We start from the raw sequence: 18,764 nt of genomic DNA, 5'->3' as shown, positions 1-18,764 counted from the left end.
CAACCTACTTCTCACTCGCCGGTTCCGTGCAGATCCAGTCGCCAGTCCTGCCCGACCAGATCCCTGCCGAAGGAGCGGTGAGGTGTCTCGGCGGTGAGGACGAAGCCGTGCCGCTGGTAGAGACGGCGGGCGGCGGCGAGGACGTCGTTGGTCCACAGCACCAGCTCCCGGTAGCCGACCCCTCGCGCGAAGCCGATCACGGCGCCGACCAGCCGGTCCCCGATGCCGAGCCCCCGGGCCTCCGGCTCGACGAGCAGCAGCCGCAGCCGTGCGGTGCCCGGGGCGTCGTCCCGTACGCACATCACACAGCCCACCGGCCGCCCGGCCCACTCGGCGATCCAGGTCCGCTCCAGATGCGGGTCGTGGTCCTCGGCGTAGTCGGCGACGATCCGCGCCACCAGGCCCTCGTAGTCGGTGTTCCAGCCGTACTCGGCGGCATACAGCGCGGCGTTGCGCTGCACGATCCAGCCCAGGTCGCCGGGGTGCGGTTCGCGCAGCACGACCTCGCCGGCGCCGTCGGGGGCGTGCGCGTCGCCCAGGATCGTACGGATGGTGCGCATGGCCTCGGCCAGCCGTGGCCGCTCACCGGGGTCGACAGTCCCCAGCAGCGAGCCGACCGTCTCCCGGGCCCGCTCGTCGAGCAGCTCGGCGGCGGACAGGCCGCCCGCGGTGAGCGACACCCGCCGGCGCCGGGGGTCCTTCTCCGAGGGTGAGCGCTCGATCAGCCCGGCCTCCTCGAACTTGTTGAGGATCCGGCTCAAGTACCCGGCGTCCAGTGCGAGCTCGGCCCGCAGGTCGGCCGCGTCGGTGTCGGCGGAGTGCGCGAGCTCGTACAGCACCCGGGCCTCGGTGAGGGTGTACGGGGCGTAGAGGTGGCGGCCGTAGTCGAGGGCGCCGATGACGTGGGTGTAGAAGCGGTTGAAGGCACGGATGTCCTGGACGGTCATGGCTGGACCCCGATGGTTGACTGAGTCAGAGATGCCGTGCCTCCGAGGCTATCCCGCCACCCCGTCCGGCCGGAAGGCGTCGGTCCGAACGGCGGTCCCGCGGGCTTTGCTTGTTCTCGTTGCCCGGCTTCTGTACTGCTTTTGACTTCGTGTCGCCCGCGCCGTAGGTTTATACACGAACGTCACTAATGTCCGTTTTCAATCTCGGATATGGCGTGGTCCGCCGGAGAGCCCGTGCGGTGCGGAGAACCGGCATCAGGGGCGGCGGACGCGCTCAGAGCTGCGCGCAGGCTCTGTAGCGCACGCAGGGCGGCCCCTTCTGCGGCCGCCGTAAACACCACACCCTCGGAGAGGGGCGAAACCATGCGCGCGCACAGCACACGTATGAAGAGGGCGGCCATCGCTGCGATCTCGGCACCCATCCTGGCGCTCGCCGGAGCCGGAGTCGCCAGCGCAGCCACCAGCTCCGCACCTGACCACGTCGTCACTTACCAGGACGACGGCGGCGGAGGCGGCCACGGCGGCGGCGGACATGGTGGCGGCGGCGACCATGGTGGCGGCGGCGACCACGGCGGCGGAGGCGACCACGGTGGCGGAGGCGACCATGGCGGCTACGGCGGCGACCATGGCGGCTACGGCGGCGACCGCGGAGACCACGGCGGCTACGGCGGCTACGGCGGCGACCGCGGAGACCACGGCGGCTACGGCGGCTACAACGACTATGGCTGGGGCTGGGGCGGGGGCGACTGGGGAGACTGAGTCAGGCCACAGTGGTTGACGCTCCCTGAGAGCAAAGGATGGATCCGGGTGCCCGTCTACGGGCACCCGGATCCATGCATCAAATCCCCTGCGGGCCCCCGGCCCCGGGGCAGTGGAGGCGGTGTCCGGATGAGGATCGTCTGTGTGGGCGGAGGCCCGGCCGGGCTGTACTTCTCGATCTCGGCGAAGCTGCGGGACGCCGGGCACGAGATCATCGTTGTGGAGGCGGACCCGCCGGAGGCCACCTACGGCTGGGGCGTCGTCTACTGGAACGATCTGCTGGACGTCCTGTACCGCAACGACCCCGAGAGCGCACGGGCGGTGAGCGCCGGCTCCGTGCTCTGGCAGCAGCAGGACATCCACGTGCGCGGCAACCGGTACGTCGGCACCGCGTACTTCGGCGGCTACGGCTACAGCATGGGCCGCGCGGCCCTACTCGGCGTCCTGACCCGGCGCGCCCGGTCCCTCGGCGTGGACGTACGGCAGGGCGAGCGCCTCGCCGACCCCGCCGACCTGCCCGACGCCGACCTGGTCCTGGCCGTCGACGGTGCGGGCAGCCGGCTCCGGCAGAGCCGCGCCGAGCACTTCGGCCCGCGCATGGAGACCGGCCGCAACCCCTACATCTGGCTCGGTACCGACCGGCAGTTCGACAGCTTCGTGTTCGCCTTCGAGGAGACCGAGGCCGGCTGGATCTGGTTCCACGCCTATCCGTCGTTCAAGGGGATCAGCACCTGCATCGTGGAGTGCTCCCCCGAGACCTGGCAGGGCCTCGGCCTCGACACGATCGACGAGGAGGACGCCGTACCCCTGCTGGAGAAGATCTTCCACCGCGCCCTGGACGGCCACTCCCTGATCAGCAGATCACGCGGTGCGCCGGCGAAGTGGCAGCGGTTCACGCACATCAGCAACAAGACCTGGGTCGACGGGACCGACGCCGGGCCGCCCGTCGTGCTGGCCGGCGACTCCGCCCACACCACCCACTTCACCCTGGGATCCGGCACCCGGCTCGCCATGATCGACGCGATCGTACTGGCCTCCGCCCTGAAGGAGTTCCCGGATCCTCGGACCGCGCTGCGCGAGTACGACAAGCGCCGCCGCGCGGAACTGCACCCCGTCCAGGCGGCGGCGCGCACCAGCATGGCCTGGTTCGAGCACCTCGACGACTACCTGGACCGCGATCCTGTCGACTTCGCCTACGCGATGGCGGTCCGCCAGGGCCGCCAGGCCCCCTGGCGCTACCAGGCCCACCTCGCCGCCCAACTGGCACCGGTACGGCACGCCCGACGGGCCTACGACACGGGGAAGCGCTGGTACCGCGACCGGAAGAGGGGCGAGGCACCGCTGCCGCTGTTGGGGCGGTCCGTACGGGGCAAGCGCTGAGACCGGCGTAGGGACCGGTACCGGCCCCCGCTGACCCGACGGCCGCGGCGGCCGCCATGGGAGAAGTCTGCGGAACCGTTCCTGCCGGCCGCCCCCTCAGCCCCGCGGCACCCCCGAAGACCCCCGTACCATCAGCTCCCCCCGGACCGTCGCGATGCCGCCCGGCGGGGGCTCCTCGCGGCCCATGGCGATGCGGCCGGCCCGTGCCCCCGCCTCCGCCAGCGGCAGCCGTACCGTCGTCAGCGAAGGCACCGCGTCGATGCTGAACGGGAGGTCGTCGAAGCCGGCCACCGACACGTCCGCCGGGATCCGCAGTCCCGACTCCCGCAGCGCGGCGCACGCCCCCAGCGCCACCGAGTCGTTCGCGGCCACCACCGCCGTCAGCGACGGGTCGCGGCGCAGTAGTTCGAGCGTCGCCTCGTACCCCGCCCGCCGGTCGTAGCGCCCGTGCACGGTCCAGCGCGGGTCCTCCTCGATGCCGGCCGCGGCCAGGGCCTCCCGGTGGCCCTCCAGACGGTGCCGGGTGGTCGTCCGCTCCTCCGGACCCGCGATGTAGCCCAGCCGCCGGTGGCCCAGGCCGATGAGGTGCTCGGTCAGCTGCCGGCCGCCCCCGCGGTTGTCGAAGGTCAGGGCCACCGCGTCGGTGTCCGGCGCGGGCGGCCGCCCGCACAGCACCACGCGGGTCCCCGCGTCCACCAGCTTCCGCAGCTTCGCCGCCACCGCCGCCGCGTGCGGCGCGTCCTCCACGGCCCCGCCGGTCAGTATCACCGCCGCCGCCCGCTGCCGTTGCAGCAGGGTCAGATAGGTCAGTTCCCGCTCCGGCGACCCCCCGGTGTTGCAGACCACCGCCAGCCGCTCGCCGCCCGCGCGCCCGCCCGGCCCGCCGATCTCGGCCTGGATGGCGCTCGCCATGATCCCGAAGAACGGGTCGGCGATGTCGTTGACGAGGATGCCGACCAGGTCGGAGGTGGCCGCCGCGAGCGCGCTCGCGGGCCCGTTGAGGACGTAGTCCAGCTCGTCCACCGCCCGCAGCACCCGCTCCCGCGTGGACGCCGCCACGGGGTAGTTGCCGTTCAGTACGCGCGACACCGTCGCGGGCGAGACCTGGGCGCGGGCCGCCACGTCCGCCAGGGTCACCGTCATCTCGTCGTCCTCCGGTCGCGCGTCTCTTCGTACGCCGTCGTACACAGCCTGATCAAAGGAAGCCCCCTTGCCGTGCAGACCATAAGGCCATTCACTCCCGTTGTTCGCCCCCTCGAACAACTCGACCCCATCACGGTCTTGTACAGACCAGTGGTGAAAGGCTAGCTTCAGACCATATAGAAAGCGCTTGCTGCGTTGCTGAGACGCATGCGGACGAAGGGATTCACGTGACACGCAAGACGGTGCGTATCGCCATGAACGGCGTGACCGGGCGCATGGGCTACCGCCAGCACCTCGTCCGCTCGATCCTGGCGCTGCGCGAGCAGGGCGGTCTCGACCTCGGCGACGGCACCGTGCTGTGGCCGGAACCGATCCTCGTCGGCCGCCGGGAGCACGCGCTCCGCGGGATCGCCGACCGGCACGGCCTGTCCGACGAACACATCTCCACCGACCTGGACTCCGTGCTCGCCGACCCGACCGTCGACATCTACTTCGACTCCCAGGTCACCTCCGCCCGCGAGGAGGCCATCCGGCAGGCCGTCGTGGCCGGAAAGCACATCTACACCGAGAAGCCGACGGCGACCGGTCTGGAGGGCGCCCTGGAGCTGGCCCGGCTGGCGAACGCGAAGGGCGTCAAGCACGGCGTCGTCCAGGACAAGATCTTCCTGCCCGGCCTGCTGAAGCTGAAGCGGCTCATCGACGGCGGCTTTTTCGGCCGGATCCTGTCCATCCGCGGCGAGTTCGGCTACTGGGTCTTCGAGGGCGACTGGCAGCCCGCGCAGCGCCCGTCCTGGAACTACCGCGCGGAGGACGGCGGCGGCATCGTCGTCGACATGTTCCCGCACTGGGAGTACGTGCTGCACGAGCTGTTCGGCCGGGTGAAGTCCGTCCAGGCCATCGCCACCACCCACATCCCGCAGCGCTGGGACGAGACCGGCAAGCCCTACGACGCCACCGCCGACGACGCCGCCTACGGCATCTTCGAACTCGACGGCGGCGCCGTCGCCCAGATCAACTCCTCCTGGGCGGTCCGCGTCAACCGTGACGAACTGGTCGAGTTCCAGGTCGACGGCACCGAGGGCTCCGCCGTCGCGGGCCTGCGCAAGTGCCGTGCCCAGCACCGGTCCGCGACCCCCAAGCCGGTCTGGAACCCGGACATCCCGGCCACCGAGGTCTTCCGCGACCAGTGGCAGGAGGTCCCGGACAACGGCGAGTTCGACAACGGCTTCAAGGCCCAGTGGGAACTCTTCCTCAAGCACGTCTACGCCGACACCCCCTACCACTGGGACCTGCTGGCCGGCGCCCGCGGTGTGCAGCTCGCCGAGCTGGGCCTGAGGTCCTCGGCGGAGGGCCGCCGTATCGACGTACCGGAGATCGCGCTGTGACCATCCAACTGCCCGGCGCCGAAGGGGAACTGCGGACCTACGAGCCGCGCGGCGAGCCGCTCGCCGTCACCCCCGGCACCCCCTTCGCCTCCCGCACGGTCTTCTCGGCGGCCCATGTCGTCGCCGACCCGTTCGCCGACGTCTCCCCGGACTCGCCCGCCGCCGTCGACTGGGACGCCACCCTCGCCTTCCGCCGCCACCTGTGGTCCCACGGCCTCGGTGTCGCCGAGGCGATGGACACCGCCCAGCGCGGCATGGGCCTCGACTGGGCGGGCGCGGCCGAGCTGATCCGCCGCAGCGCCGCCGAGGCGAAGGCGGTCGGCGGCCGGATCGCCTGCGGGGTGGGCACCGACCAGATCACCGGGGGCACGCTCGCCGGGATCCGGGCCGCGTACGAGGAGCAGCTCGCGGTCGTCGAGGAGTCGGGCGCCCAGGCCGTCCTGATGGCCTCCCGGGCGCTCGCCGCCGCGGCCTCCGGCCCCGAGGACTACCTGGACGTCTACGGCCACCTCCTCCGCCAGGCAGCCGAGCCGGTGGTCCTGCACTGGCTCGGCCCGATGTTCGACCCGGCGCTGGCCGGCTACTGGGGGTCGAGCGACCTGGACGCGGCGACCGGCACCTTCCTGGAGGTCATCGCCGCCCACCCCGACAAGGTCGACGGCATCAAGGTCTCCCTGCTGGACGCGCAGCGGGAGATCGACCTCAGGCGCCGCCTCCCGCAGGGCGTCCGCTGCTACACCGGCGACGACTTCAACTACCCCGAGCTGATCGCCGGCGACGACCAGGGTTTCAGCCACGCCCTGCTCGGCGTCTTCGACCCGCTGGGCCCGCTGGCGGCGGAGGCGGTACGGATCCTGGACACGGGCGACACGGTGGGCTTCCGCGCGCTGCTCGACCCGACCGTGGAACTCTCCCGCCACCTCTTCCAGACCCCCACCCGCTTCTACAAGACGGGCGTGGTGTTCCTGGCCTGGCTCGCCGGCCACCAGGCACACTTCGCCATGGTCGGCGGCCTCCAGTCGGCCCGTTCCCTGCCGCACCTCGCCCGCGCCTACGAACTCGCCGACGGCCTGGGCCTGTTCCCGGACCCGAAGCTGGCCGAGGACCGGATGAAGACCCTCCTCGCCCTGTACGGAGTGACCCAGTGACCGGCGATCTGTCCCGCTTCTCGATCAACCAGATGACGGTGAAGCAGCTGTCGCTGCCCGAACTCGCCGACGCCTGCCTGAAGCTGGGCGTGCCCGGCGTCGGCCTGTGGCGCGAGCCGGTCCAGGCGTACGGCGTCGACGCGACCGCCAAGCTGGTCCGCGAGGCGGGCCTGACCGTCACCACCCTGTGCCGGGGCGGCTTCCTCACGGCGATCGACCCCGAGGCGCGGGCGGCGGCCCTCGCCGACAACCGGCGGGCGGTCGAGGAGGCGGCGACCCTCGGCACGGACACCCTCGTACTGGTCTCCGGTGGCCTGCCTGCGGGCTCCCGGGACCTCCACGGGGCGCGGGAGCGGATCGCGGACGCGCTGGGGGAGCTGGGCCCCTACGCGGAGCGGCACGGGGTCCGGCTGGCCATCGAGGCGCTGCACCCGATGTACGCCTCCGACCGCTGTGTGGTCTCCACCCTCACCCAGGCCCTGGACCTCGCGGAACGCTTCCCCGCCCACCAGGTCGGCGTCACCGTCGACACGTACCACATCTGGTGGGACGACCAGGCGCCCGCACAGATCGCCCGCGCCGGTGCGGGCGGTCGTATCCACACCTTCCAGCTCGCGGACTGGACCACACCGTTGCCCGAGGGCGTGCTCAACGGCCGCGGCCAGATCGGCGACGGTGCGATCGACATGCGGGAGTGGAAGGGGTACGTGGAGGCGGCGGGCTACACCGGTCCCATCGAGGTCGAGCTGTTCAACGAGGGGCTGTGGGCCAGGGACGGCCGCGAGGTGCTCGCGGAGACCGTGCACCGCTTCGTGGCGCACACGGCGGACTGACGGGTCGGTGGCCTGCCCGCTTCCTGGGCCGAGGGGCAGGCCACGGCCCTAGGATCGGGGGCGACACCCGAACGAACGGACGCCGACGCCCATGTACGTCAGCCGGATCCTCGTGAACGACATCAAGTCCTTCCACGGCCCCCGCGCGGTCGATCTCACCCTGACCCGCCCCGACGGCAGTCACGCCGGGTGGACGGTGCTCGCCGGGCGCAACGGCGCGGGCAAGACGACACTGCTGCGGGCCATGGCCCTTGCGCTCAGTGGGCCGGGGGTGGCCCGCAGCCTGGTGCCGGTGTTCGAGAACTGGGTGACCGAACAGAGTACAGCGGGTCAGGTCGAGGTCGAGATCAGCCGGGACGCGCAGCACGACCGGTTCTCCCAGGGCCGCCCGCCTGCTGGCGCCTTCCGGGCCGGGCTTCGCTGGAAGACGCCCCGCGACGGCTTCGCAGGCCGGGTTCCGATCCGCCGGGGCGCCCTGCCCGGGCTCGACGAGATCAGGTACACCAAGGCGCAGACGAGTATCGCCCGCCGTGGTCCGTGGGCGGACAACCCAGCGGGCTGGTTCTCCGCGGCCTACGGGCCGTTCCGGCGGATGGCCGGCGGCTCGGGCGAGGTGCAGCGGCTGATGCTGGCGTCCGGGCCCGTAGCCAGGCACGCGAGTCTCTTCCATGAGGACGCCTCACTTGCCGAAGGGGTCGCCTGGCTGATCGAGCAGCATCTGCGCGCGCTGGAAGGCAGAGGGGGCGCTCAGGGACTGAAAGCGTTCGCGCTGGCGCTGCTTCGCGACGGACTGCTGCCGGACGGCTACCGGATCAACGACGTCGACTCCGAGGGCCTGTGGGTCGAGCGGCACGACAGCCGCTTCCCACTGCGGGAGATGAGCGATGGGTTCCGCACGGTGGCGGCGCTTGTCGTAGACATCCTCAAGCAGCTCCACGACGTGTTCGGCGACCACCTGTGGGAGTCCGACCTCTGGGAGTCCAGAGGTGGATCGATCGCGCTGATGACACCCGGCGTCGTCATCATCGACGAGATCGATGCCCATCTGCACGTCTCCTGGCAACGCCGGATCGGCCCCTGGCTGACCGGCCACTTCCCCCGCATCCAGTTCATCGTCACGACGCACAGCCCCTACATCTGCCAGGCGGCGGATCCCGGCGGCCTGATCAGGCTGCCCGGAGTAAACGAAGCGCGCCCGCCCGAGGTCGTCGGCCAGGACCTTTACGACCGGGTGGTGTACGGCAGCGGCGACGACGCCGTGCTCTCCGACCTCTTCGGTCTCGACACGCCCTACTCCGAGCGGGCCGAGCAGGTGAGGGCCGAGTTCGTGGAACTGGAGGCGGAGATCTACGACGGGGCCTCGTCCTCCGAGTCGCTCGCCCGCTACCGAGAACTGAAGGAGCGGCTCGCCAGCTCGCCGTCGGCCCGCGTGGATGAGGTGAGCGCGCACCTCCAGCGGCTGGCGGCGGAGATCGCTGAGGGCGTGAAGGATGCGGAGGAGTGATCCGCCTTCGGCGTGCCGTCCTGCCGGCGGCCACGACGGAACGGTTGAAGGACTACACCGACGACATCCGGCAGCAGGCCACGGAGAAGGAACGCAAGGACCGGGCGAAGGCACTCTGGGCGAATCGCCGACAGGTCCGCCCCGCACTCGTCGCGGGGCTTGCGGAGATGGCTCCCGGCCGCGAACGCTGCATGTACTGCGGTGACGGCCAGGGCACCGACATCGACCACTTCGAGCCGAAGAGCCTCGCTCCGCTGCGTACCTTCGACTGGCTCAACCATCTGCTCGCCTGCTCGTTCTGCAACAGCAACCAGAAGCGGAACCGCTTTCCCATCGCGACCGACGGCAGCCCCCTGCTCGTCGACCCGACGGCCGAGGACCCCTTGGACCACCTATGGCTGGTGCTCCCGCTCGGAACGTACCGGGGCCTGACCGACCGGGGACGGGCCTGTATCGAGGTGTTCGGCCTCAACGCGAGAGCGGTCCTGGTCAAGGGACGCACGGACGCCTACGCGACGGCCAGGCACTCCATCGAACTGTGGCGTATAGCCATGGACAAGGGGCAACGTGACAAGGCGAAGGAGATCGTCCGGGTCGCCTGGAACCGCCCCCTCATCGACGTCCTGGCCGCCATGTTCCACCAGTCCGGCCATCCGGCGGCCGATGCCCTGTTCGCGGGGGAGGAGGAGGTCCTCGACCTCCTCCGCGATTCCGAACTGCGGTCCGCGTTTCTGTACTTCCGGGGCCTCAGCTACTGATGCGCCCGTCCCGCACGGCCCCGACGAACGCGGCCCAGCCGTCGGACGAGAAGAGCAGCGCCGGACCGGTGGACCCCGCCTTGCTGTCGCGGACGGGTACGACGGCGTGGCCACGGGCTATTTCGAGGCATTCACCCTGGTCGCCGCCGCTGTAGCTGGACTTGTACCACCCGGTGAGGGCGGACGCGTTGGGGACGGTGTGCTCACTGCTGACCATGTACGTGTTCCTCTGCTGCCGCCCTGACAAGGGCCAGTGACTCCTGGTGCGACAACGCGTCGCTCAGGGCCAGAGCGTAGGCGGTCTGAGAGGCGCTCACCAGGGCCGGATCATCCATCAGGTTGCCGGTCAGGAAGCCCTCGACGTAGGCGAGCGGCGCGGAGTCGTCGAAGGTCATGAGGGTGAGCAGGCTTTGCATGAGAGCGTGTGCCCCCACGCCGTACGGCAGAACGTGCAGGCGCAGCCGCCCTGCCTCCGCCATGTCCGCGATCTTGTGCAGCTGTTCCGCCATGGCCTGTGGTCCGCCAACACGGCGACGGAGGACGGCCTCATCGAGCAAGGTCCAGACGACAGGTTGCGACGGCCCGTCGAGGATGCGGCGGCGTTTTGTTCGGATGACAACGAACTCGTCAAGTTCCTCAGGGGTGTAGTTCGGCCGGTAGGCGCAGAAGAGGGCGCGCGCGTAGTCGTCGGTCTGGAGTACACCGGGAACCAGCGAGAGCGCGAACTGGTTGATCAGTGTGGCCTGTTGCTCCAGTTCGGCGACCGCGGCGAAGTGATCGGTGTACTTCGACTCCAGATCCTCCAGCCACCGCTCGAAGAACCCGTCCGTCTTCAGGGCTCGGTCGATCCGGCGCGCGTCGTCCGGCTTCGGCAGCCGCCTCCCCGCCTCGAAGTGGCTGATCAGTGTGGGCGAGCACACGACCAGCTCGCCCAGTTCCTCCTGAGTGAGACCGGCCGTCATCCGCCGCAGCCTCAGCTCCTCTCCGTACTTCTCCCGTTGTGTCCGAGGCTTCTGGCGCTCGTTCATGCAGCCAACTCCCGTTCCTGACAAAGGCTCTGTCAAGTCCCCGCCTCTAGAAGCGTAGCCACCCCGACCCCACTCTGTGAGGGAGTCGCCACACAGCGAAGTCACCGCAGATGAGAAGGCAGGTTGGCATGACGTATCTCCTGGCCCGGCTGGTCGAGCCGTTGCTCCGGCTCTTCCTGCCCGCTCGCGGACGACGGCGCCGTAGGCCGGTCGTACCGCTCGCGTACACGCATCCGTACTCGTGCCCGTACGTCGGCCGCCCGACGGCGTACCGCAGGGGCGAAGCTCCCTTGCGAGGCGAGGACAGTCCGCTCGTCCGTCCCTATCTCGACCATGTGGAGATCTACGTATGAGCGGGCGCCTGCTTCCCTGGACCGGTGCGGACGGCAAACCCGGTTATCTCGTGGGTGACGGGACGGGATACGTCTCCCGGCTCGCCGACCAGATCGAGAGCATGCACCTCGGCATGGCGGGCGACCTGCTCGACCACGCGGCCGAACTCCTCGCCGAGCAGCGGCTGAGCGGTGATGAACTCCGCTACCTGGCCCGGCGGCTGAGCGAATCGCTGAGGGACGTCAAGCGTGTCGCCGAGAGCAGGGGCGCACGGTTGCCGCGTGGTTACTGACCTTGGCCGGGTTGGTGACTGCTGATTCGGTTCTTGGTCGTGGTTGGTCCGGGTGTCGCTCGTTGGGGTGAACGGGGCTGCTTCTCAGGGTGTTGCGCGTGTGCGGAACGCATGATCGGCGGTGGCGGATTCGTTCGATACGGCTGAGGGAGGGGTGGCTGGTGGCGCGCAGGCGGGGGAGGAAGCGTGAGCTGCGCGCGATGGCCGCCCCGTTCACGGTGGCCGCTCCGTCGGGGGCGCGGATCCGGGACCGGCTGAAGGGCCTGACGGCGTCGGATGTGAAGGTCCTGACAGTGGTCGGCGAGCATCTGGGCCGTCTCCAGCGGCAGGATCTGGCCGCACGGGTGCGGACCGGGAACGTCCCGGCGAAGCAGACCGGGCGCGCTGGGCGGAAGAAGCGGCTGACGGCGGCGTCCTCGTCGCGGTGGGCGGGCGCGATGACCCGGGCGTCGGAGGACCAGTACCAGCTGTCGATGCGCTGCCTGATGGATGAGCGGGCCGGTCTCCGGCGCCGGATCCGGAAGATCGGGCAGCGATTGGCGGTGGCATGCGGGCAGAGGCATGGCCGGGTGCGCGGATATGCCAACCAGGGTGAGCGCTGGCAGAAGCTGCGGCATCTGAGCAAGCTTCAAGCACGGCTGTCGGTGGTGGAGCAGCGGATCGAGCAGAGCCGCCCGTCGGTCACAGTGGGCGGCCGCCGGATGGCCAGGGTTCGTCACCGCCTCGCCGAGGCCGGTCTCACCGAAGTCGACTGGCGGAAACGGTGGACTGCTGCCCGGTTGTTTCTGACCGCCGACGGGGAGTCTGGCGCTCCGTATGGCAACTACACCATCACTGCTGACCCCGTGGACGGTTCGGTCACGGTGGTGCTACCGGAACCTTTGCGTCATTTGGCCAACGCCCCGCGCGGCCGTTACCGGCTTTCCCCCACGGTCACCTTCCACCACCGCCGTCAGGAGTGGCTGGACCGGGTTGGCGCGCACCGGGCCGTGCGCTACGACATCGTCCATGACCCGGCCCGCGACCGCTGGTTCCTGGACGCTTCCTGGTCCACCCTCACCACCACACCCCCCAGCCCGGAGGAGATCCGGGCGTCCGGCGCGAAGTTGCTCGCCGTCGACCTCAACGCCGACCACCTCGCTGCCATCGTCCTCGACCCGCACGGCAACCCCAGCGGCGAGCCCCACACGATCCCGCTGGAGCTGACCGGCCCCACCGCCACCCGGGATGGGCGCCTGCGGGCCGCGATCACCCGGCTCATCGCCTTCGCTCAGGAGCACGGCTGCGCCGCCATCGTGATCGAGAACCTGGGCTTCGCCGACGCACGCGCCACCGGCCGGGAGATCATGGGACGCGGCCGCCGGGGCAAGACCTTCCGCCGCACGGTCGCAGGCATCCCCACCGCACGCTTCCGCGAACGACTGCGCTCCATGGCCCACCACCAGAACCTGGCCGTCATCGCCGTCGACCCCGCCTACACCTCGATCTGGGGCGAGAAGTACTGGAAGAGCCCGCTCCAGCAGCAGACCAAGACCAAAGTCACCCGGCACCACGGTGCTGCTGTGGCGATCGGACGGCGTGGCCTGGGACACAGGATCCGGCGTCGGCCAGGTGTGACCGCACCCGACCAGAGGATCGGACGGCGGAGAGCTACCGGCCAGGCCGTGTCTCTACCCAGGTCGCGCGGGGCCACGGGCCCACCCAGGACAGCGGGCACGCCCCACCGGGGCGGCAAGACCCGACCGCGCCGAAGTGACCAGCTCGTGCTGTTCCCCGACCTCGAAGACCGTTCGCGAGGTCACCAGGCCCCCACCGGCTTGGTTTAGGGCGAGTTGGCCGACGCTGGCAAACTCCCGCAGGAACGGTTGACTCTCGACCTTGTGCAGGGCCCAGAGTGCCGGGTGTGGAGAACGGCATGCGCAGCATCGGAGAGATGGCCCGCGACAGTGGCCTGGGCGTAAGCGCCCTGCGGTTCTACGACCGTGCCGGTGTGCTGGTCCCGGCCTGGGTGGATCCGGTGAGCGGTTACCGCTGGTACGAGCCCGAGCAGCTCGAAGAGGCCCGGCTGCTGGCCTGCTTGCGCCGGGCCGGGATGCCGCTGGCGGACATCCGGCTGGTGCTGGCCAGTTGGTCCGGCGCGGACACCGATCTGGTCCGGAAACTGCTCAAGGCGCACCTGCGCCGTCTCGAACAGGGGCTGTCCGATGCCCGCAGTGAGTTCTCCGCGCTCCGAGCACTACTCGATCACCGGGAGAATGTCATGACCTCGCTCCGCATCGCCACCGTCCGCCTGTCCGTCGCCGCGCCGGAGCTGGCAGCCGTGCTGGACACGGTTCGTTTCGCGGCGAGCACCGACCCCGAGCTGCCGATGCTCGGCGGGGTTCTGTTCGACATCGAGGGCGAGAGTCTTCATGCCGTGGCCACCGACCGGTACCGAATGGCGGTCGCGCAGGCCGGTATCGCCGGGCACGACGGGAGCCGAGTGCAGGTCGTCGTGCCCACTCCGCTCGCCGACGCGATGCGTGCGCTGTTGGACGGCGAGGGACCTGTGCGATTCTCTCTCGACGGTGACCGCGTGACACTGCAGGCCGGGGACAGGCAGGCGGCCGGTCGGTGTCTCGACCACGACTTCCCCGACTACCGTCGTCTCCTGCCCCAGGCCGGCGAACGCCGCACGGTCGTCGAGGTGGCGGCCTTCCGGGAGGCTCTGGAGACCGGTCCTGTCCGCTCCGGGGAGGCCGGGGCACACGACCTCAGCGTGCTCAGGGTGGAGGACGGCGGCGCGGTGACCCTCTGCGCTGACGGTGACGAAGACCCGAACCGCGTCGCCGTCAACCGTGAGTTCCTGCTGGCCGCGCTGGCCGCCGGGGCCCGCGATCGACTGATTCTGGAGTTCGGCGCGCCCACGGCACCGGTCACGATCCGCCGACCTGACGACGAGGGCGCCTTCTCGCTCCTGATGCCGGTCCGGCTGGAGAACTGACGGTACGTTGGAAAAATTTCCCGCACTCCGTACAACCATCCCCCCACCCGGCCGGTCGTACCTCGCGTCAGGACTTTCGGAGGGGGATCCGGGGGGATCGCGGGGGTTCTGACCGGAGGGGGTAGGCCGAGGGGGTTCGATCGACGGATCGGGCCCCCTCGAAGCATGCCCGGCCCCTCTCGGGGCGTCCGGCCGGTTCATGTGTTGTTCGTGGGGGCCGCGTGCCCCAGGCTGCTGCTGAACGGGACGACTTGTCCGACTCGGGGGGCGGTTCTCGTGCTGCGTATTCACTTCACGCCTCAGGATCTGGCCCGTGTCCGGGTGGCGAGCGCCCCCGACCCGCTCTGGGAGATCACCTGCAGCCTGCACCGATTACAGACCTCGCGGGGCCGCTGGGCGTACGCCGACTGGTACCGGGAGACCCGCGCCACCATGGTCGGCACCCAGCTCGGCGCGGCCGTCCGACGGCTGCTGGTCCCGGTGCTGCCCCGGGCGCGCTACCTGCCCGACTTCCTCACCCCGCACGAGGCCGCCGACGGCCTGGACCGCGGGCTCGCGGCGATCGTCGACACCCCGTCCGACCGGGTCGACCTCGAAATACGGACGCTGGACCGGATCTCCGGCGCCCCCGACTGGGCGCTCCGGCTCCGGGAACGCGCCACCCGCGAGGACTTCGTCGGACTCCTGCGCGCCTACCACGAAGCGGTCATCGCGCCCCACGAGAGCCGCATTCACGCCACGGTCGCCGCGGAACGCGCCCTGCGGGGCCGGGACGCCCTCGCCACCGGGCTCGACGGGCTGCTCGCCGGCCTGTCACCCGCCGTCCGCTGGCACCCGCCGGTCCTCCACGTCGACTACGTGGAGGACCGGGACCTGCGCCTGGACGGCCGCGGGCTGCGCCTGATCCCGTCCTACTTCTGCTGGCAGTCACCGATCTCGATGGCCGACGACACCCTTCAGCCGGTGCTGGTCTATCCCGTGCACGGCCGCCGCGCGCCCGCCCCCGAACGCCCGCCCGAGGTCTCGCTCGCCGCGCTACTCGGCCGTACCCGCGCGGCCGTGCTGCGGTCCCTCGCACTGGGCGCGACCACCTCCGAACTGGCCGGGGTCCTGGGTGTGTCGGTGCCCACGGCCTCCCACCACACCTCCGTGCTGCGCGAGGCCGGCCTGGTCTTCAGCCACCGCCACCACAACACGGTGCTGCACACCCTCACGCCACTCGGCGCCGCGCTGCTCAGACCGGCGAGCGACGCCGGGGCGTCACCCGAGTGAGCCCCGGGCCTCCTGGCCGAGCAGGGCTGCGGCCCGCGTCAGGGCATCCTGGCGGTGCTGCCAGACCTCCTCCAGGCGGGCCCGGGTGCGGGCCGGCTGCTGTCGCAGGAAGACCTCACGCTGGCTGGCGAACGTGCGGCGCAGGCCGCTCACACCGTCACAGTGCTGATCGGCCGTCGCGGCGGCGCGCTGCTCCGGAGCCAGCTTCGCGGCGCTCGCTCCCCGGACGGCCTCGGCCCGCAGCGAATCGATCAGCGCGGCGGGCGTCTTCACCGGCTGGCCGGCGTCCGCCATACAGCGCTGCCAGCGTTCCAGGGCCTTCTGGTAGGCGGGGGCGGTGGCCAGGTACCGCTGGAGGAGCTGGTCGACGTCCTGCGGTACGAGGGTGTCCTCCAGGGCGGCCCGTACGGTGCCGTACAACTCGGCCCGGGCCCGGGCCGTGCAGCCGCCCGTGGCGTAGGTCCCGCTCGCCCCGCTGGGCAGCGACAGCGGCGCCACCTGGCCCGCGGGGCCGTCGAGGGCGGCGGTGTAGCGGCTCTGTTCGGCGGTGGTCAGGGAGCGGACGTAACGGTCCTGGGCCGTGGGGCCGTTGTTCAGGTCGCCCAGCGCCGTGGAGACGCCGTAGCCGGGGGCCGAGCGGGAACCGATCGACTCGGCCGTGGTCGCCCCGCCGGGTGGCCGCGGGCCCGCGCTCGTGACCAGGAAGCGCAGTCCCCGGTCACGCATGCAGCGCCGGGTGAGGATCTGCGAGGCGCCGAAGAGCTGCCAGCGCTGACGCAGCGCGGTGGCGTCGTTGGTGAGGACGGCGGTGGCATGACCGGACTCCCGCACCGCCGACGCCGCCTCGGCCGAGTCGGCCGTGCCCGGTCCGCTGCACGCGCTCGCGGCGACGCAGACCAGGGTCACAAGGAGGATCAGCAGGGGCGGCAGATGTGGCGGTGCCTGTCCGGTACGGCGGTGCGGGAGCTCTGTCATGGGTGATCGCCCGTCATCCAGTGGCCGGTCAGGGCCCGGTCAGCAGCCGGAGGTCCAGTAGTTGCTGCTGATCGAGTCGTTGAAGCTGGTCGAGGTGCCGGGCCAGACGAGGTTCGCGAAGTTGCTGTTGGACCAGTCCTTGGGCAGGCAGGCGGACAGCCCGGAGTAGTTGATGTCGCGCCACACCTCGACACCCAGGCCACTCGTGCCGTGGTTGTACCCCGAGGAGGCGCAGTCGCTCCATGTCCCGGTGGAGCAGCTGGAGTGCGAGTAGGCACCCCAGTTGGTGTTGGCGCCGGAGAACTTGCCCGGCCCGTCGCCGTAGCCCGAGTTGGCCCAGAAGCAGAAGTAGGTGCTCGGGCAGTCCCCGATGGCCTGCGGGGAGACCGCGGTGGAGGCGGTCTTCCCCTGTACCGCCTGCGGGGCGGCGGCGGCCGGCTTGGCGGCCGGGGCGGCGGAGTGCCCGTCGGCGGCGGCCGCGCTGCCGGGAAGGGTGAGGCCGATGAAGGCGGCCAGGGCGGTGGCGGCGAGCGCCGCGGCTAAACGGAAGGATCTCATGTGAACTCCCTCTTTCTCGGACTGTTCGTACGTGTGGGCGATATTGCCAACCGGGGCACAGGCTGGCCATCACGTTTCACGGGGATGAAAAGTCCCAGGTGCAGAGGGGGAGTCCGGTGCTCCGTATGTGCTAGAAGAACACCCCGCACCGCAGCAGCACGTTCGCGTACGGCCGGGCCTCGCCCGTGCGGACGACCAGGTGGGCGTCCCCCGACAGTTCCTTCAGGCGTTCGTGCGGGACCAGGGCCAGGTCGGGAAAGTGCCCGTCCAGCAGCCTGGCGGCGGCCGGATTGGCCCCGCGTATCTCGGTCGCCGCCGTCGCGCCCTCCACGACCAGCTCGGACAGCAGCCCCTCCAGCACCTCCGCGAAGGACGGAACCCCGGCCCGGAAGGCGAGGTCCACGACCCGCGGCCCCCGCGGGATCGGCATCCCGGCGTCGCAGACCAGCACCTCGTGCCCGTGCCCCAACTCGGCGAGCGCGCCGGAGAGATGACGGTTGAGGATCCCCGCCCTCTTCACAGGGCCTCGACCTCCGTCATCGTCGGGTACGACTCCTGCGCGCCCCGCCTCGTCACCGCCGCTGCCCCCACGCGGGCCGCGAACCGAGCCGCCTCCACCAGCGACGCGCCCGCCCCCAGCCGTACCGCGAGGGCCGCCGTGAACGCGTCCCCGGCGCCCGTGGTGTCCACCGCGTCCACCTTCACGGACGGGACGGACTCGACCCCGTGACCGTCGGCGACCAGCGCGCCCTCCGCGCCCAGCGTCACCACCACCGACCTCGGGCCCTTGGCGAGCAGGAGCCGCGCCCAGTCGGCCGGTTCCTCGCTCACGCACGCCGCGCCGAGAATCACCTTCGCCTCGTGCTCGTTCACGATCAGCGGGTCGCAGGCTGCGAGGACCTCACCCGGAAGGGGCCGCGGCGGCGACGGGTTGAGCACGAACCGGCTGCCGGGGGCCAGGTTCCGTACCACCTCCACCACCGTCTCCAGCGGGATCTCCAGCTGCGCGGAGACCGCCCGGGAGGCGTGGAAGAGGCTGACCGCGGCCCGTACGTCCGCCGGTGCGAGACGGCCGTTCGCGCCGGGGGAGACCACGATGCTGTTGTCTCCCGAGGGGTCCACGGTGATCAGCGCGACGCCCGTCGGCGCCCCGCCCACCAGCAGGCCCACCGTGTCCACCCCGGCGGCCCGCTGTGAGTCGAGCAGCAGCCTGCCGTGGGCGTCGTCGCCGACCCGGGCCAGCAGGGCGGTGCGGGCACCGAGCCGGGCGGCCGCGACCGCCTGGTTGGCGCCCTTGCCGCCGGGGTGCGTGGCGAGGTCGCCGCCGAGCACGGTCTCACCGGCGGCCGGACGCCGGTCGACCCCGATCACCAGGTCGGCGTTGGCCGATCCCACGACCAGGAGGTCGTAGTCGTACATCGATTGACTCCCTGTAGGAATGAGTTGAGGCGGCCGGGCCTCAATTG

Annotated in this window: 20 protein-coding genes; 12 read left to right on the top strand and 8 right to left on the bottom strand. The window is 71.1% G+C overall.

Translation table 11 applies throughout. The features are described from left to right. Window positions 1-11: 11 nt before the first annotated feature. A complete protein-coding gene (locus ABTY98_RS11815) occupies window positions 12-947 on the bottom strand; it encodes a bifunctional helix-turn-helix transcriptional regulator/GNAT family N-acetyltransferase (RefSeq protein ID WP_352220719.1) in 936 nt (311 codons plus the stop codon). Window positions 948-1,310: 363 nt separating this feature from the next. On the opposite strand from ABTY98_RS11815, the gene ABTY98_RS11810 reads away from it, so the two are divergent. Both ABTY98_RS11810 and ABTY98_RS11805 read left to right on the top strand, forming a co-directional pair. Continuing rightward, window positions 1,311-1,706 carry a hypothetical protein gene (locus ABTY98_RS11810; protein ID WP_352220718.1) on the top strand — a complete coding sequence of 132 codons (396 nt, stop codon included), beginning with the start codon at window positions 1,311-1,313 and terminating at the stop codon, window positions 1,704-1,706. Window positions 1,707-1,835: 129 nt separating this feature from the next. Then, window positions 1,836-3,086, top strand: coding sequence for an FAD-dependent monooxygenase (locus ABTY98_RS11805; RefSeq protein ID WP_352220717.1), 1,251 nt, complete (start codon window positions 1,836-1,838; stop codon window positions 3,084-3,086). Between the two features lie 96 nt (window positions 3,087-3,182). On the opposite strand, the gene ABTY98_RS11800 is transcribed toward ABTY98_RS11805, so the two are convergent. Continuing rightward, window positions 3,183-4,229, bottom strand: a complete 1,047-nt coding sequence (locus ABTY98_RS11800) for a LacI family DNA-binding transcriptional regulator (protein ID WP_352220716.1) — start codon at window positions 4,227-4,229, stop codon at window positions 3,183-3,185. Window positions 4,230-4,456: 227 nt separating this feature from the next. On the opposite strand from ABTY98_RS11800, the gene ABTY98_RS11795 reads away from it, so the two are divergent. The 5 genes from ABTY98_RS11795 to ABTY98_RS11775 all read left to right on the top strand — a co-directional run bounded on the left by ABTY98_RS11795 (window position 4,457) and on the right by ABTY98_RS11775 (window position 9,857). Continuing rightward, window positions 4,457-5,614 (top strand): Gfo/Idh/MocA family protein, encoded by a 1,158-nt coding sequence (locus ABTY98_RS11795; protein WP_352220715.1) that lies wholly within the window; start codon window positions 4,457-4,459, stop codon window positions 5,612-5,614. Next, complete coding sequence (locus tag ABTY98_RS11790; RefSeq protein WP_352220714.1) at window positions 5,611-6,762, top strand: dihydrodipicolinate synthase family protein; 1,152 nt, start codon at window positions 5,611-5,613, stop codon at window positions 6,760-6,762. Before ABTY98_RS11795 ends, ABTY98_RS11790 begins: the two co-directional genes overlap by 4 nt. 32 nt (window positions 6,763-6,794) lie before the next feature. Continuing rightward, window positions 6,795-7,595, top strand: coding sequence for a sugar phosphate isomerase/epimerase family protein (locus tag ABTY98_RS11785; RefSeq protein ID WP_352220782.1), 801 nt, complete (start codon window positions 6,795-6,797; stop codon window positions 7,593-7,595). Between the two features lie 91 nt (window positions 7,596-7,686). Then, window positions 7,687-9,099: an AAA family ATPase gene (locus tag ABTY98_RS11780; RefSeq protein ID WP_352220713.1), complete on the top strand. Its 1,413-nt coding sequence runs from the start codon at window positions 7,687-7,689 to the stop codon at window positions 9,097-9,099. After that, the gene (locus ABTY98_RS11775; RefSeq protein ID WP_352220712.1) at window positions 9,096-9,857 is read left to right on the top strand and encodes an HNH endonuclease family protein; all 762 of its coding nucleotides are present in this window, start codon (window positions 9,096-9,098) and stop codon (window positions 9,855-9,857) included. The genes ABTY98_RS11780 and ABTY98_RS11775 overlap by 4 nt, the downstream gene beginning before the upstream one ends. On the opposite strand, the gene ABTY98_RS11770 is transcribed toward ABTY98_RS11775, so the two are convergent. Further along, window positions 9,847-10,074 carry a DUF397 domain-containing protein gene (locus ABTY98_RS11770; protein WP_352220711.1) on the bottom strand — a complete coding sequence of 76 codons (228 nt, stop codon included), beginning with the start codon at window positions 10,072-10,074 and terminating at the stop codon, window positions 9,847-9,849. The genes ABTY98_RS11775 and ABTY98_RS11770 overlap by 11 nt on opposite strands. Next, window positions 10,061-10,885: a helix-turn-helix domain-containing protein gene (locus ABTY98_RS11765; protein ID WP_352220710.1), complete on the bottom strand. Its 825-nt coding sequence runs from the start codon at window positions 10,883-10,885 to the stop codon at window positions 10,061-10,063. The genes ABTY98_RS11770 and ABTY98_RS11765 overlap by 14 nt, the downstream gene beginning before the upstream one ends. Window positions 10,886-11,013: 128 nt before the next feature. Between ABTY98_RS11765 and ABTY98_RS11760 the strand changes: the two genes are divergently transcribed. From ABTY98_RS11760 to ABTY98_RS11740, 5 genes are all read left to right on the top strand, one after another. Then, the gene (locus tag ABTY98_RS11760; RefSeq protein ID WP_352220709.1) at window positions 11,014-11,238 is read left to right on the top strand and encodes a hypothetical protein; all 225 of its coding nucleotides are present in this window, start codon (window positions 11,014-11,016) and stop codon (window positions 11,236-11,238) included. After that, entirely contained in the window at window positions 11,235-11,510 is a 276-nt protein-coding gene (locus tag ABTY98_RS11755; RefSeq protein ID WP_352220708.1) for a hypothetical protein, read from the top strand. Before ABTY98_RS11760 ends, ABTY98_RS11755 begins: the two co-directional genes overlap by 4 nt. A gap of 161 nt (window positions 11,511-11,671) precedes the next feature. After that, a complete protein-coding gene (locus ABTY98_RS11750; protein ID WP_352220707.1) occupies window positions 11,672-13,336 on the top strand; it encodes a hypothetical protein in 1,665 nt (554 codons plus the stop codon). Window positions 13,337-13,425: 89 nt separating this feature from the next. Continuing rightward, entirely contained in the window at window positions 13,426-14,493 is a 1,068-nt protein-coding gene (locus ABTY98_RS11745; protein ID WP_352220706.1) for a DNA polymerase III subunit beta family protein, read from the top strand. Window positions 14,494-14,769: 276 nt separating this feature from the next. Then, the gene (locus ABTY98_RS11740; protein ID WP_352220705.1) at window positions 14,770-15,765 is read left to right on the top strand and encodes an ArsR/SmtB family transcription factor; all 996 of its coding nucleotides are present in this window, start codon (window positions 14,770-14,772) and stop codon (window positions 15,763-15,765) included. Here the strand turns inward: ABTY98_RS11740 and ABTY98_RS11735 are convergent. From ABTY98_RS11735 to ABTY98_RS11720, 4 genes are all read right to left on the bottom strand, one after another. After that, window positions 15,754-16,740, bottom strand: a complete 987-nt coding sequence (locus ABTY98_RS11735) for a hypothetical protein (RefSeq protein WP_352220704.1) — start codon at window positions 16,738-16,740, stop codon at window positions 15,754-15,756. The two genes, ABTY98_RS11740 and ABTY98_RS11735, sit on opposite strands and share 12 nt — an antisense overlap. A gap of 39 nt (window positions 16,741-16,779) precedes the next feature. Continuing rightward, entirely contained in the window at window positions 16,780-17,298 is a 519-nt protein-coding gene (locus ABTY98_RS11730; RefSeq protein WP_352220703.1) for a peptidase inhibitor family I36 protein, read from the bottom strand. Window positions 17,299-17,428: 130 nt separating this feature from the next. After that, window positions 17,429-17,818 carry a D-ribose pyranase gene (gene rbsD, locus ABTY98_RS11725; RefSeq protein ID WP_352220702.1) on the bottom strand — a complete coding sequence of 130 codons (390 nt, stop codon included), beginning with the start codon at window positions 17,816-17,818 and terminating at the stop codon, window positions 17,429-17,431. Next, window positions 17,815-18,717 carry a ribokinase gene (locus tag ABTY98_RS11720; RefSeq protein ID WP_352220701.1) on the bottom strand — a complete coding sequence of 301 codons (903 nt, stop codon included), beginning with the start codon at window positions 18,715-18,717 and terminating at the stop codon, window positions 17,815-17,817. Before ABTY98_RS11720 ends, rbsD begins: the two co-directional genes overlap by 4 nt. Window positions 18,718-18,764: the final 47 nt, after the last annotated feature.

It is taken from the genome of Streptomyces sp. NPDC096040, assembly GCF_040303265.1.
GTDB lineage: Bacteria > Actinomycetota > Actinomycetes > Streptomycetales > Streptomycetaceae > Streptomyces.
Note: the sequence above shows the minus strand (reverse complement) of the source record. Positions and strands in the feature narration are given on the sequence as shown.

Coding starts and splice junctions, on each gene's coding strand:
- ABTY98_RS11765 (WP_352220710.1), bottom strand. CDS start 10,885: ATGAACGAGCGCCAGAAGCCTCGGACACAACGGGAGAAGTACGGAGAG.
- ABTY98_RS11735 (WP_352220704.1), bottom strand. CDS start 16,740: ATGACAGAGCTCCCGCACCGCCGTACCGGACAGGCACCGCCACATCTG.
- ABTY98_RS11770 (WP_352220711.1), bottom strand. CDS start 10,074: ATGGTCAGCAGTGAGCACACCGTCCCCAACGCGTCCGCCCTCACCGGG.
- ABTY98_RS11730 (WP_352220703.1), bottom strand. CDS start 17,298: ATGAGATCCTTCCGTTTAGCCGCGGCGCTCGCCGCCACCGCCCTGGCC.
- ABTY98_RS11745 (WP_352220706.1), top strand. CDS start 13,426: ATGCGCAGCATCGGAGAGATGGCCCGCGACAGTGGCCTGGGCGTAAGC.
- ABTY98_RS11805 (WP_352220717.1), top strand. CDS start 1,836: ATGAGGATCGTCTGTGTGGGCGGAGGCCCGGCCGGGCTGTACTTCTCG.
- ABTY98_RS11780 (WP_352220713.1), top strand. CDS start 7,687: ATGTACGTCAGCCGGATCCTCGTGAACGACATCAAGTCCTTCCACGGC.
- ABTY98_RS11760 (WP_352220709.1), top strand. CDS start 11,014: ATGACGTATCTCCTGGCCCGGCTGGTCGAGCCGTTGCTCCGGCTCTTC.
- ABTY98_RS11800 (WP_352220716.1), bottom strand. CDS start 4,229: ATGACGGTGACCCTGGCGGACGTGGCGGCCCGCGCCCAGGTCTCGCCC.
- ABTY98_RS11755 (WP_352220708.1), top strand. CDS start 11,235: ATGAGCGGGCGCCTGCTTCCCTGGACCGGTGCGGACGGCAAACCCGGT.
- ABTY98_RS11810 (WP_352220718.1), top strand. CDS start 1,311: ATGCGCGCGCACAGCACACGTATGAAGAGGGCGGCCATCGCTGCGATC.
- ABTY98_RS11815 (WP_352220719.1), bottom strand. CDS start 947: ATGACCGTCCAGGACATCCGTGCCTTCAACCGCTTCTACACCCACGTC.
- ABTY98_RS11720 (WP_352220701.1), bottom strand. CDS start 18,717: ATGTACGACTACGACCTCCTGGTCGTGGGATCGGCCAACGCCGACCTG.
- ABTY98_RS11785 (WP_352220782.1), top strand. CDS start 6,795: ATGACGGTGAAGCAGCTGTCGCTGCCCGAACTCGCCGACGCCTGCCTG.